This window comes from Escherichia sp. 94.0001, from assembly GCF_013369155.2.
Classification (GTDB): Bacteria; Pseudomonadota; Gammaproteobacteria; order Enterobacterales; family Enterobacteriaceae; genus Escherichia; species Escherichia coli_F.
The window spans coordinates 38,043-50,774 of the sequence record NZ_JABWMS020000001.1 but is presented as its reverse complement, the minus strand read 5'-3'; the positions used below and the strand labels follow the sequence as shown (position 1 = coordinate 50,774).

The following is a 12,732-nucleotide window of genomic DNA, read 5'->3' as shown; positions in this document are numbered from 1 at the left end:
ACCTTATCGTTGATAGTAAAAAGTATCCCGCCAACCTTAAGTTAAACTTCGGCGGTCAGAAACGATTGCAACCAGAGAAACCGCCTTCTGTGCCTGTTCCAGCACTTCGCTGTAGGGCGCTCTGGAATCAATCTCAAGAATTTTTGTGCCGTTATAGCCAATCGTCGACATGACACCGATTTTGTCCTGCAGCTCGGCATAGTCATGGTCAGGCTTGCGGGAGATGGCAGTATCAATATCAATCCCCAAACGAATAATTAATTCAGGACGGTATTGCGCCATTTTTTGGTATAAACGCCGTTCGCGCTGTGCCAGAAACATGCTGATTTTCCCGGTCGCACGCTCGACGCCAATCCCCGGTCCGTCATAATAAAAGCCCGAAATTTCAGCCTGCGGGAAGCGATCGCTGACCACCAGAACGCCACTTTGCGCCAGTCGCTGAACCTTGCGTAGATTCGCCATTCTTCGCAGCGAGAAGCAGTACATAATCACCGCCGCCCATAGCGCCGGAGATTTGGTTTTCATGCTTTGGGTTTTCGAGGATTTGGCCGCCAGTCGCCGTTCCAGCCAGACGCCAACGAGCGGCAACCGTTTGATTTTGTCGCCGTCTTCGCCGGAGAGCAGCCCCAGATAGCGGCGCTCGGTTTGCCAGTGTTGTTGCAGCGATTTCACCAGGTCAGTGGTCAGTGTGGATTTACCGGTGCCATCACACCCGACCACCGCAATCAGCCCCGGAATGTAGTTGGGCTGCGGCGCGGTTGTACTATTAACAGTTTGTGTTTGTAGTGCATCCATTCGTTAAATCATCCCCTATCCATTTGGTGATCAGGAAAGCGCGGCGTGAATTGCGCGTAGTGACGCTTGCAGAATTTCATCGGCTGGTTGCCGACCATCCAGTTCAAGGATCTTTGCACCATTGAATGTCAGTTGCGGCGTAACAGCGATTTTTTCCTGTAGCGCCGCCAGTTGGTGGTCAGGTTTACGCGCAAACGCGGTTTGTTCATCAATGCCAAGACGAATCAACAATACGGGCAAATAAGACGCCATCCATTGGTAAAGTTTGAGCTCGCGCTGTCTTAACATTTTTATCCAGCCGTTACCGCCCGTGTTTTTTGCCAGTTGCGGGCCATCAAAGCGAAAACCCGGCACTTCAACCTGCGGGTAGCGGTCGGTGATGAGCAGATAGCCTTGCTGGCTTTTACACAACATTTTGCGAAACTTATACGCCCGCCAGCAGGAAAGCAGATAGATAACCAGCGCAGTAATATTGCCAGGCGGTGTGGAGGGCTTTTCGTGCACATGTGCCGCTTTACTTCGCAGATAACGCCCAAAAGGTGCGCCAATAACAGGGAGCTGTGAAATCCATTCGCCAATTCGCCCGGACGATTGCCCGAGATAAATGTGTTCTGTTGGCATTGTTGCTGCCAGTTCATTTACCAGGCTTGCCGTGAGGGTCGATTTACCTGAACCATCACATCCTACAATGGCAATAACACGCACTGGCGTGGAATTAATTATTGACATATTACGTTGATTCACGAAAAACCCGGCAGCAAATAATGTATTGAATATTACGTGGTCCGTGCTCAGAATATCCGTTCAACCTTATTGTGACAATGGTTAATTGTGACATTGACCTGAATTACGCTTTCATAAAAACATATTAACCAAATAAATATTTTGGATGGATATTTAAATTTAAGGATATATTCATGCAGTCAATAACACCTCCATTAATTGCCGTTATTGGTAGCGATGGTTCAGGCAAGTCAACGGTGTGTGAACATCTTATTACCGTTGTCGAAAAATATGGTGCTGCCGAAAGAGTTCATTTAGGAAAACAGGCCGGAAATGTCGGTCGTGCAGTGACAAAATTACCGTTGATGGGAAAGTCTCTGCACAAGACTATTGAAAAAAATGAAGTGAAAACGGCAAAAAAATTGCCGGGTCCGGTTCCGGCCCTGGTGATCACCGCTTTCGTCGCCCGCCGACTGTTACGCTTTCGTCATATGCTCGCCTGCCGTCGTCGCGGGCTGATTGTCTTAACCGATCGTTATCCTCAGGACCAAATTCCTGGCGCTTACGATGGTACGGTGTTCCCACCTAACGTTGAAGGCGGCCGGTTTGTCTCATGGCTGGCAAGCCAGGAACGTAAAGCATTTCACTGGATGGCGAGCCATAAGCCTGATCTGGTCATCAAACTCAATGTTGACCTTGAAGTTGCCTGCGCGCGTAAACCCGACCATAAACGGGAATCGCTGGCGAGAAAGATTGCCATAACGCCACAGTTAACCTTTGGTGGTGCACAACTGGTTGATATCGACGCCAATCAGCCACTGGAAAAGGTGCTGGTTGATGCAGAAAAAGCGATTACGGATTTTATGACCGCGTGTGGTTATCACTAGTCAAAAATGGAAATGCCCGATCGCCAGGACCGGGCATTTTCAGGAAGGTTAAATCAACTGCAATGCTATCCAGTACAACCCACCAGACAGAAAAATCGCCGCCGGTAAAGTAAACACCCACGCCATCAGGATGCTGGTTACCGTTTTACGCTGTAACCCACCGCCGTCCACCACCATCGTCCCTGCTACCGCAGACGAGAGGACGTGCGTTGTGGAGACGGGCATCCCAATATAACTGGCAAGGCCGATAGACACTGCCGCCGTCATTTGTGCCGCCATGCCTTGCGCATACGTCATGCCGCGCTTACCAATCTTCTCACCGATGGTCATCGCTACACGACGCCAGCCAATCATGGTGCCAATGCCGAGCGCCAGTGCTACCGCCATGATGATCCACACCGGAGCGTACTCAATGGTGCTTAACATATCGCTGCGCAGTTTTTTCAGCAGGTTCTGATCTTCTTTACTGACGCCTGGCAGTTTCGCCAGCTTCGCAGAGGTATCAGAGATGCACAGCATAATGCGGCGCAGCTGGCTGCGCTGACTCACGCTTAACGGCTCGTAGCTTTCCATATTACCTGGCAACATCGTTTTAACGCGCGCAATCGCATCAAAGGTATTTGCCGGATGACAATGAAACTCCGTTACTTGCGTGCCATCAGTCGATGCCGCAGGCAATGGAGGTTCCATCGCAATCAACTTCTGCGGCAGTTCAGGATGCTGTTGCAGATAGTGTTCAAAGTTGGTGACGGCATCGCGGGTACGGGTAATTTCATAGCCGGACGCATTCATATTGACGACGAAACCAGCAGGAGCAATCCCCACCAGTACCAGCATCACCAGTCCGATCCCTTTCTGCCCGTCGTTCGCGCCGTGCGAAAACGCCACGCCCGCAGCGGAAACAATCAGCGCAATACGCGTCCAGAATGGTGGCTTACGTTTGCCTTTTTTCTTTTTGCGATCTTCCGGAATGCGGTGAATACGGTCACGCTTTTTCGTCCCGCTCCAGTAGCGGCGCAGCAGGAATATCAGGCCTCCCGCAATGACCAGGCCGACGATAGGGGAAACAATCAGCGAGGAGAAAATTTTGGTCACTTCACGCAGGTTTAACGCATCCATCACCGATGAGCCGGTTAACAGCGCGTTGGTTAAACCGATGCCGATAATCGCACCAATCAAGGTATGCGAACTGGAGGCCGGTAAACCAAAGAACCACGTTCCCAGGTTCCAGATAATCGCCGCCAGCAGCATGGAAAAGACCATCGCCAGGCCGTGAGTTGACCCCATATTCAGCAACAAATCGGTTGGCAACATATGGACAATGGCATAGGCAACGCTAAGTCCGCCTAGCAATACGCCAAAAAAGTTAAAAAATGCCGCCATCACCACGGCAAGCTGTGGCTGCATGGCACGAGTATAAATAACGGTTGCCACCGCATTCGCCGTGTCATGAAAACCATTGATTGCTTCGTAGAACAACACAAATGCCAGAGCAAGTAATAACAAAAGCCCTGTGTATATATCAAGGCCAACAAATAAATTTAGCATATATTAGATTACGCCATTTTGAATTTACGAACGGACGCATTATCAGTGACTTTCACGGCGTGGGCAAAGTGAAATATCATCTTTTAACGATAAAAAGAGTGTTATTTCTTGTGTATCAGACAATAAGCATTCATTCAAAATATTTAAAAATAATTAGAACACAGGTATTCTGCTGGTTAATATATTCACATATGAAATGAATAAATATTGAAATATATAAATATTGAATATTTTGATTAATCCCCGCACTGATTATTCTTCATAATCAGTACGGGGCTGCTACAACATCTATTACTCTTTCACGACAATTAACGGTTCAATATCACTCTCTTTTTTGATGACCAGTGATTCATCACCGCGCAAGCAAGTACCGCCGTAGTTGCCGCCAACGGTGAAAGTACATACCTGGATGTATTTACCGTCCACTTTCGGCAAGCACCACAGTTGCTGGTAAATGTTTTTCTGCTCGGCAAATTTACCGCTGGTTTTGTCCAGCACCTCTTCATGATGGCTGACGAGGTCGATGTTACTGCCACAGCGACCGGCGATCGGTTTCACTGCGTAACCTGTTTTCACCAGTTCATCATTCACGGAGAAATCGGTATCCAGTAGGTAACGATGGTGCGGGAACAGCGACCAGAGGATCGGCAGAATCGCTTTGTTGCCGGGGATCACCGTCCACAGCGGCTCAAAGACCAGCACTTCTGGGCGCAGCAATACGTCAATTAAACGCACTTCATTTTGCGGATGACCGGTACGGATCGGCACCGCAGCAAACTCACGGTCGCTAACTTCACGAATCTGATCAAACGCGGTTTCCCACGCCCAGGTTTTCCACACGCAGTTAACCAGTCGCCCTTCCCCATCAATCAGTTGCCCGGCAGCATCCCAGCCCAGTTCATCCAACCCACGCAAGATACGCGTTTCAAAGCCCGCCTGGTGCAGCGCCTGCTCCATAAACTGCGCGTGATAGTTTTCCTCGATATCTTTGTCCTGCATGATATGGACAAACGGACGTGCACGACTGTGTTTCCAGGCACCAGCCAGTTCGTTAATCAGCCCTTCCGCAGGATTGAAGCCGTTGCCTTTATAGCCCTGCTCCGCCCAACGTTCGAGGATCAAGCCCGCTTCGGTATGACAGGAGGCGGAATCGGCGTTGTATTCGTAGACCTTCAGGCCACGTTCGTCCATGCAGAAATCCATACGACCGGTGATCATATGGTGACGGCGACGCTGCCAGGAGAGACGCAAACGTGGCCAGAGGATTTTCGGAATGTCGAACAGCGCCAGCAGGTTGTCATCTTTTAGCACCTTGTCGGTTGCGTGAAGATACATCAGGTGCAGCTCGTTGGTGGCTTTAATCAGCTCCTGCTCTGCGCTCTCGGTAATGGTGTAGTAATGATACGGATCCTGATTGATCACCTGACCGTTGGCCTGCACGTAGGCATTTTGTAGCGGATCTTTTTCATCCAGCCATTTACCGTCAAACTGACCTTTGTTTTCCAGACGCGCTCCGCTGATTTTCAGCAGCTCGCTTGCAATTTCCGGCTGCGGTAAGCTGTAGTCGGTATCTTCCGTCTGGATCATCCAGCCCAGAATGGTGGTGTCATCAAACGTGTCTTTAAGGGTATAGCAGCCGTTTTCGACCACCATCTCCAGCTCGCGTGTCCACTGTTGCCCTTGCGGTAACGGGGAATGAATCACGTTCTGTTCCGCAATACGGACTTTGTTGCCATGCAATTGAGTAATGATGGCGACATGGCCAGTGTCTTTAAATTCACCGCCTTTATCCCAGATAAGAAGCGCACCCGCGACCGGCGCACGCGGCGAGCCGTTAGGAAATGCCTGCAATGGCAGGATGTTGTCATTAACCACTTCACGCAGGAAGCGCAGCGAGAAAATCTCCCACGCCATACCCACGTCAGTGAAGACCACACCGTAATTCAGAAAGAGAAAACGGCGAGCAAATTCAACGCATTGCCATTTGTGGCCCATATATTCGTCGTCGATATAGCTACGGAATACGGCGTCATCTTCGTATTCCTGCGGATCGAGAGAACTGTAATCTGAAGAGTAGATTGCTACCCCACCTGGGGCGTAGCCCAATAATGTCCCGAACGGGGCATCCTGGCTGGTCGTTCCTTTGCTCATCACTTTACCTTTAACAATACAACCTAAGCAGTTGGCGTAATTGTTGTGCTCTGATTACCTGCTCAGCGACATTAACCGGACAGAGGTCAGACTAATCATACACCTCATCGCAGCGGCTGGCGCAAAGGGTTAAAAAATTCACATTCTGTACAGCAAGTGACCTGCTACACTGCTTCAACACTACCACTCAGAAGGCAACTCACTATGACAGACAATACTTATCAGCCCGCGAAAGTCTGGACGTGGGATAAATCCGCTGGCGGCGCGTTCGCCAATATCAATCGCCCGGTTTCTGGTCCGACGCATGAAAAAACGCTGCCGGTGGGCAAACATCCGCTGCAACTCTATTCGCTGGGAACGCCAAACGGACAGAAAGTAACGATTATGCTTGAGGAGCTGCTGGCGCTGGGCGTTACTGGTGCAGAGTACGACGCCTGGCTGATTCGTATTGGCGATGGCGATCAATTCTCCAGCGGCTTTGTCGAAGTGAACCCAAACTCGAAGATCCCGGCGCTACGCGATCATACCCATACTCCGCCGATCCGCGTGTTTGAGTCTGGATCGATTCTGCTTTATCTGGCGGAGAAATTTGGCTACTTCCTGCCGCAGGATCTGGCGAAACGTACTGAAGCAATGAACTGGCTGTTCTGGTTACAGGGTGCCGCGCCGTTCCTCGGCGGTGGTTTTGGTCACTTTTACCATTACGCGCCGGTGAAAATTGAATACGCCATCAACCGCTTTACCATGGAAGCCAAGCGCCTGCTCGACGTGCTGGATAAGCAACTGGCGCAGCATAAGTTTGTTGCGGGCGATGAGTACACCATTGCAGATATGGCGATTTGGCCGTGGTTTGGCAACGTGGTGTTAGGTGGTGTGTATGATGCCGCAGAGTTTCTTGATGCGGGCAGTTATAAACACGTGCAACGCTGGGCGAAAGAAGTAGGCGAACGTCCGGCGGTGAAGCGTGGGCGTATTGTTAACCGCACCAACGGACCGCTGAATGAGCAGTTGCATGAGCGCCATGACGCCAGTGATTTCGAGACGAATACGGAAGATAAGCGTCAGGGGTAAGGGTTGGTGTTCGTCGCAGCAAGCCATCCAGGCCGATCCAGGCCGGATAAGGCGTTTACGCCGCATCCGGCAATCGAGCACAATGCCTGATGCGACGCTGCCGCGTCTTATCAGGCCTACAAAAGCTAATCATCACGCGCTGGTAATGTCGTAATCCATCTGGCGCAGCGCGTCTAATGTGGCTTTGGCTTCATCTTCGTCGATGATGCTCATGGCAAATCCGACGTGCACCAGCACCCACTGGCCCAGCAGATCGGCAGGGTTACCTTCGCAAATCAGGGCGATATTCACGTCGCGCTTGATACCACATACTTCAACCTGCGCAAGCTGGTGAATATCTTCACCGACAGCCAGCACCTGGCCTGGAACGCCAATACACATTGTTAACTCCGGTTATTCAACTTCAATACTTTTGACGATCAGCGAATCGCCGGTATCGACACGCAACCGCTCGCCATGACAGAGCGGGCATTGCGCATCGTGCTGATGAATCTCCACCACCTGGCTGCAATCCCAGCACCAGGCCTGGGCGGGTTTATAGACGATATGTAAATCGCACCCTTGCGCCACCGTTCCGTGGCAGACAATTTCAAAACTAAAACGGACGGCGCTCTCCTCAACGCAGGAGAGCGCGCCAATTTCCAGCCACACGGCGGTGACGCGCTTAACATCGTGCTGCTCCGCCTGCCGTTGGATAATTTCAACGGCGCTCTGGCAAAGCGACAACTCATGCATTTTCGCCACTCCTGCGGCCAAACAGCAGGGCGCGACGCCCTGCGTGTGGTACATCCGGATTGGTGACCGGCAGCGAAAGGATCATCCGCGCGCAGTCATCCGTCAGCCGTTGGCCCTCTTCAATCGACATGCTATGCGAAAGCGGCGACATCAGCGAGCAGGAGAGGTATTGCGAAACACCGTCCAGTTCACCAACAGTAAAGGTCATGGTGCCATACGGCAGTTGCAGACCAATTTTTTCACTGACTTTGCGCAGTGGCCAGAGTTGATCCGGGCCGGGGAAGATAACTGCACTCAGCATCCACGGGGTGATTACACACCCCGTCCACTGACCTTCGAACAGCGTAAAGTCAGAAACATACACTGGCATTGAAGGATGCAGAAAAGAGAGATCGTGCATCGAACGCCGGGCAATTTCTTCAAACGCTGCCTGTACTTGCGCCTTCGGGGAGGTCTGGAAACCTGCTATCTCTTCAGTCATGAGTCGCCTCCCGTGGGATAGCTTCCACGCCTGATTCGCGCAGCGCAGCCAGAACCTGCTCAAGCGCAGGTTCAATCATCGCTTCGACCGTTGGTGTCAAACCGATGTGCGGCTCCAGCGATTCCGGGATCACGCCGACCAGGGTCAGTTTTTTCGGAAACTCACCGGTGAAGCGCAGGGCCGACAATACGTCGGCCAGGCCAAGCTGATGCGGAGAGATTTTGTTGGTAAACAACGCCGGAACTTCTTCATCCCGCAGGATCATCATCGTTCCCGGCGCGTTCTTTTTCGACACAATGGCATCGGCGATAATCAGATGATCGCGATTTGCCATGTCGCCAAGCAGCTCCATTCCCGCCGTGCCGCCATCGAGGATCTCAACATAATCCGGCAGAATGTATCGTTGCTCTAACGCTTCGACAATCCGCACACCGATGGCTTCATCGGTCAGCAAAATATTGCCAACCCCTAAGACTAAAATACGCATTACAGTACCTTCACTGAAACCACTTCGTTGCCGTCGGCATCCACTACGTGTACCGCACAGGCCATGCACGGGTCAAAGGAGTGAATGGTTCGCACGACTTCCAGCGGTTTATTCGGATCAGCAACCGGCGTGCCCACCAGCGACTGTTCGTAAGGACCAACGTCGTCATTGAAGTTACGCGGGCCAGAGTTCCAGGTTGATGGAACAACTGCCTGGTAGTTACTGATAATACCGTCTTTGATCACCATCCAGTGAGAGAGCATACCGCGCGGTGCTTCAAGGAAGCCAACGCCTTTGAACTCACCTGTAGCCGGAATGTTCGGCTTCACAAAGGTGGTGTGATCGCCTTTGCCGATATTGGTAATCAGTGCACTGTATTGATTTTGCAGGATATCCTGCAATTCGCAGCAGTGAACGGTACGACCAATAATACGGCCCAGCGTGGAGTGCAGCTGCGCCACTTCCAGCGTGTTGCCTGTCAGTTTCTGATAAATCGCAACGATTTCATTCAGTTTGTTTTGGGTAGATTCGCGACCTGCCGCCAGTTTCACCAGCATGTTAGCCAGCGGACCCACTTCTACCGTTTTGCCGTAGAAAGTCGGTGATTTCACCCAGGAATATTTACCGTCGTCAGACCAACCGTCGTAAGCCGGAATGGTGGTACCTTCCCACGGTGCCTGCGGCGCTTCGTCTTTATACCAGGAGTGCTTCGCGCTTTCCTGAATCCCTTTGATCAGGTATTCATCGGAATGAGAAGTGATCGGACGGTAAGTCGACAGATCGGCATTCTGGATGTAGCCGCCCGGGAACAGGAAGCTACCGTTTTTGCTGTCGGTCGGAAATTCCGGCACGCTCAGATAGTTCACCGCACCTTTACCGCGCGTCAGCCATTCCGGGTAGAACGCGGCGATAACCGCGGTATCAACCTTGTAAACCTGCTCAACAAAGTCGCTCAGCTTGTCGATGAAAGACTTGATATACATAAGGCGCTCAAGGTTCAGCACGCCCAAACCGTCCAGGTTGATCGGGTTCGCGACACCACCTACCGCCAGGTTCTGAATGTGCGGCGTTTTACCGCCCAGCAGCGCCACGACGCGGTTAGCGTCACGCTGGCACTCCAGCGCTTGCAGGTAGTGCGCTACCGCAATCAGGTTCACTTCCGGCGGCAGTTTCATTGCCGGGTGACCCCAGTAGCCATTGGCGAAAATACCCAACTGACCGCTGGCAACCAGATCTTTGATCTTGTTCTGAACTTTGGTGAACTCTTCCGGGCTGTTCAGATGCCAGGTCGAAACGCCTTTCAGCATTTCGGAGGCTTTGGTTGGATCAGCTTGCAGTGCAGAAGTGATGTCCACCCAGTCCAGCGCCGAAAGCTGATAGAAATGAACGATATGGTCATGCGTGGTGTGCGCAGCCAGAATGATGTTACGGATGTATTGCGCGTTAACCGGAACGTCGATATTCAGCGCACTCTCTGCCGCACGGACAGAAGACAGCGCGTGAGTGGTAGTACATACGCCACAGATACGTTGCACAATCATCCATGCATCGCGCGGATCGCGGTTTTTCACGATCTCTTCCATGCCGCGCCACATGGTACCGGAAGCCCATGCTTTCGAAACGACGCCATTTTCGATTTCGCAATCGATGCGTAAATGCCCTTCAATTCGGGTTACCGGATCAATAGTAATTCTCTGGCTCATGCTTTGCTCGCCTCATGACGATTATGATCGTTTTGTTTTAAAGGAGGAAGTATCGGCAGTAGACGAATGAGTACGATGTAAGCGCAAATCTCAATAGCCACAAAACCAATAGAAATCAACAGTTCTTCCCAGGTCGGGAAGTAGGCGTAACCGCCGCCCGGGTTGAATGCCACCAGCGAATAGGTCAAACGCCAGGTTGCACAACCTAACAGTGCGCTCAGTGCTGACAGGAACAGCATGCGGGAATCATTACGCAGCTTCGCCACACGCAGAACAACCAGCGGGAAGAGCATCAGCAGGACTTCAATCCAGAACATCACGGAGTAGAAGTCACCGGCAAACGCTAACGACAGCTTGTCGCGATAGATCAGCTCGCCAAAGCGCAGCACGATAAAAATCGCCAGCAGCACGCTGATAGTGTTGGTCAGCTTGACGAACAGGCTCTTCTCATCCGGACCGTTGCCACGCAAACCCGCCTGTACCAGCGAACCTTCAAAAATGACAATCGAGAAGCCCATGATGAACGCCGTCAGCAGCGAGAACAGCGGCAACATTTCATAGCTTTGCCACAGTGGATGCACCTTGTAGCCCGCCGAGATCATCAGCGACCCCATTGAAGACTGGTGCATAGTTGGCAGCAGCGCACCGAGCGCGATGATGAAGAACATCACCTTATTCAGACGTTTGAGCGACACCTTCCAGCCCAGACGTTCAAACAATGCCGGAGCAAATTCCAGTGCCATCACGCCGATGTAGATAGTCATACAGACCGCCGTCTCGAACAGTACCGAGTTCACGTTGAAGTGACCCGGAATGTAGAAGTACGGCAGGTTCCAGTAGCGACCCACGTCGATAGTGATCGACAAGCCACCCAGTGAGTAACCAAACAGACTTGCCAACAGTGCCGGACGTACCAGCGGATGGTATTGCCCACGGTTAAAGACGTATACCGCCCACGCCAGCGCCCAGCCGCCACAGGCGAAGCCGGTGCCGATCAACAGGTCAAACGCGATCCACACGCCCCACGGGAAGCCGCCGTTCAGGTCAGAGACAGAGCCCAGACCGAACACCAGACGCTTCACAATCAGGAGCATACAGATGACGATTAACGGTCCAAAAATCATGACCGGTTTACTGATGATTTTGCCGCCCAGCGGTTGTGGATCATGACTCATGATCGTCTCCTCCGTCGTGATGGTCGTTTTTGGTGTTGCGACGAACCAGCACGGTTAAGCCCGCCAGCACAGCCAGTGGTAGCATCATGCCTTTATACAGGGTGTGTTGAACATGTTCGGAACGCGCACCAGTAGAAAGATCGTCCAGTTTCGGCAGGTCGAGATTTTCATAAGGCACACCCGTCAGTACCAGTACCTGAGTACCGCCGCCCTCTTTCTCGCCGTACAGATGCGGATAATATTTCGGCACCGTATGCAGGTAAGTGTCGCCAGATTTCAGCGTCTGACGCGGATAGTGGTATTCGCTGCCAGGCTTCAGCGCCAGACGTTTTTTCGCCTCCGCCATCAGCTCTTCACGCGTACCAAAAATCACCGCGCCCGCCGGGCACACTTCTACGCAGCCAGGCAGACCCCCTTTATCGAGACGTTCCACACCTTTCTGGTTGCACAGCTCGCACTTATGCAGCGCACCAAACGGGTTGTTGTAGTCGTACTTCGGCACGTTGTACGGGCAGGCGACCATGCAGTAACGGCAGCCGGTGCACACATCTTTGTCGTAATGGACAATGCCGGTTTTCGGATCTTTTTTCAGCGCGGAGACCGGGCACACGGAGACACAGTTCGGATCGACGCAGTGCATACACTGTTTCTTAATGTACGCATAGCCGTTCTCTTCCTGGTCTTTGTTGACTCCCGTGCCGCTGGTCCACACCTGAATGATGTTATTGGTGTACGGCGACAGTTTGTCGTTGTTCGACCAGGTCTGTTCCCCTTGTGGGTTACGTTCAGGGAAGTTGATATCCTGACACTTAGTGACGCAAGCCTGGCAGCCTACGCACAGCGTCGAGTCATACAACATACCCAGCGATCCCGGAATTGGCGGGCGGTTTTCAGCAGCCGCATGACTGACCGACGGCAACGCGCCCGTCAGCAATGCCCCGCAGGAGGCTGCTTTAATAAAATTACGTCTGTTCAC

The 12,732-nt window shown here is 52.0% G+C and carries 13 protein-coding genes; 2 read left to right on the top strand and 11 right to left on the bottom strand.

Translation table 11 applies throughout. The features are described 5' to 3' along the window. Positions 1-36: 36 nt before the first annotated feature. The gene (locus HEN33_RS00260) at positions 37-795 is read right to left on the bottom strand and encodes a hypothetical protein (protein ID WP_000339526.1); all 759 of its coding nucleotides are present in this window, start codon (positions 793-795) and stop codon (positions 37-39) included. Between the two features lie 30 nt (positions 796-825). After that, positions 826-1,539 (bottom strand): dTMP kinase, encoded by a 714-nt coding sequence (locus tag HEN33_RS00255; protein WP_001076266.1) that lies wholly within the window; start codon positions 1,537-1,539, stop codon positions 826-828. Between the two features lie 173 nt (positions 1,540-1,712). Here HEN33_RS00255 and HEN33_RS00250 point away from each other — a divergent pair, with 173 nt between their 5' ends. Then, the gene (locus tag HEN33_RS00250) at positions 1,713-2,405 is read left to right on the top strand and encodes a dTMP kinase (RefSeq protein WP_001190762.1); all 693 of its coding nucleotides are present in this window, start codon (positions 1,713-1,715) and stop codon (positions 2,403-2,405) included. A gap of 48 nt (positions 2,406-2,453) precedes the next feature. On the opposite strand, the gene pitB is transcribed toward HEN33_RS00250, so the two are convergent. Together pitB and gss are read right to left on the bottom strand one after the other, a co-directional pair. Next, a complete protein-coding gene (pitB, locus tag HEN33_RS00245) occupies positions 2,454-3,953 on the bottom strand; it encodes an inorganic phosphate transporter PitB (RefSeq protein ID WP_000933296.1) in 1,500 nt (499 codons plus the stop codon). Positions 3,954-4,244: 291 nt separating this feature from the next. Continuing rightward, the gene (gss, locus tag HEN33_RS00240; RefSeq protein WP_001332914.1) at positions 4,245-6,104 is read right to left on the bottom strand and encodes a bifunctional glutathionylspermidine amidase/synthase; all 1,860 of its coding nucleotides are present in this window, start codon (positions 6,102-6,104) and stop codon (positions 4,245-4,247) included. Between the two features lie 204 nt (positions 6,105-6,308). On the opposite strand from gss, the gene yghU reads away from it, so the two are divergent. Continuing rightward, positions 6,309-7,175, top strand: a complete 867-nt coding sequence (gene yghU, locus HEN33_RS00235; RefSeq protein WP_001352936.1) for a glutathione-dependent disulfide-bond oxidoreductase — start codon at positions 6,309-6,311, stop codon at positions 7,173-7,175. A gap of 132 nt (positions 7,176-7,307) precedes the next feature. Here yghU and hybG read toward each other — a convergent pair whose 3' ends face one another. From hybG to hybA, 7 genes are read right to left on the bottom strand one after another with little or no spacing between them, the layout of a single operon-like run. Further along, positions 7,308-7,556, bottom strand: a complete 249-nt coding sequence (gene hybG, locus HEN33_RS00230) for a hydrogenase maturation factor HybG (RefSeq protein WP_000334896.1) — start codon at positions 7,554-7,556, stop codon at positions 7,308-7,310. Between the two features lie 12 nt (positions 7,557-7,568). After that, the gene (gene hypA, locus HEN33_RS00225; RefSeq protein WP_000544953.1) at positions 7,569-7,910 is read right to left on the bottom strand and encodes a hydrogenase maturation nickel metallochaperone HypA; all 342 of its coding nucleotides are present in this window, start codon (positions 7,908-7,910) and stop codon (positions 7,569-7,571) included. Further along, positions 7,903-8,391, bottom strand: a complete 489-nt coding sequence (gene hybE / locus HEN33_RS00220) for a hydrogenase-2 assembly chaperone (protein ID WP_000134014.1) — start codon at positions 8,389-8,391, stop codon at positions 7,903-7,905. The genes hypA and hybE overlap by 8 nt, the downstream gene beginning before the upstream one ends. After that, a complete protein-coding gene (locus HEN33_RS00215) occupies positions 8,384-8,878 on the bottom strand; it encodes a HyaD/HybD family hydrogenase maturation endopeptidase (RefSeq protein ID WP_001221940.1) in 495 nt (164 codons plus the stop codon). Before HEN33_RS00215 ends, hybE begins: the two co-directional genes overlap by 8 nt. Beyond that, positions 8,878-10,581: a hydrogenase 2 large subunit gene (gene hybC / locus HEN33_RS00210; protein WP_000083074.1), complete on the bottom strand. Its 1,704-nt coding sequence runs from the start codon at positions 10,579-10,581 to the stop codon at positions 8,878-8,880. The genes HEN33_RS00215 and hybC overlap by 1 nt, the downstream gene beginning before the upstream one ends. Continuing rightward, entirely contained in the window at positions 10,578-11,756 is a 1,179-nt protein-coding gene (gene hybB / locus HEN33_RS00205; protein ID WP_000017694.1) for a Ni/Fe-hydrogenase cytochrome b subunit, read from the bottom strand. Before hybB ends, hybC begins: the two co-directional genes overlap by 4 nt. Next, positions 11,746-12,732: a hydrogenase 2 operon protein HybA gene (hybA, locus tag HEN33_RS00200; RefSeq protein WP_001081868.1), complete on the bottom strand. Its 987-nt coding sequence runs from the start codon at positions 12,730-12,732 to the stop codon at positions 11,746-11,748. The genes hybB and hybA overlap by 11 nt, the downstream gene beginning before the upstream one ends.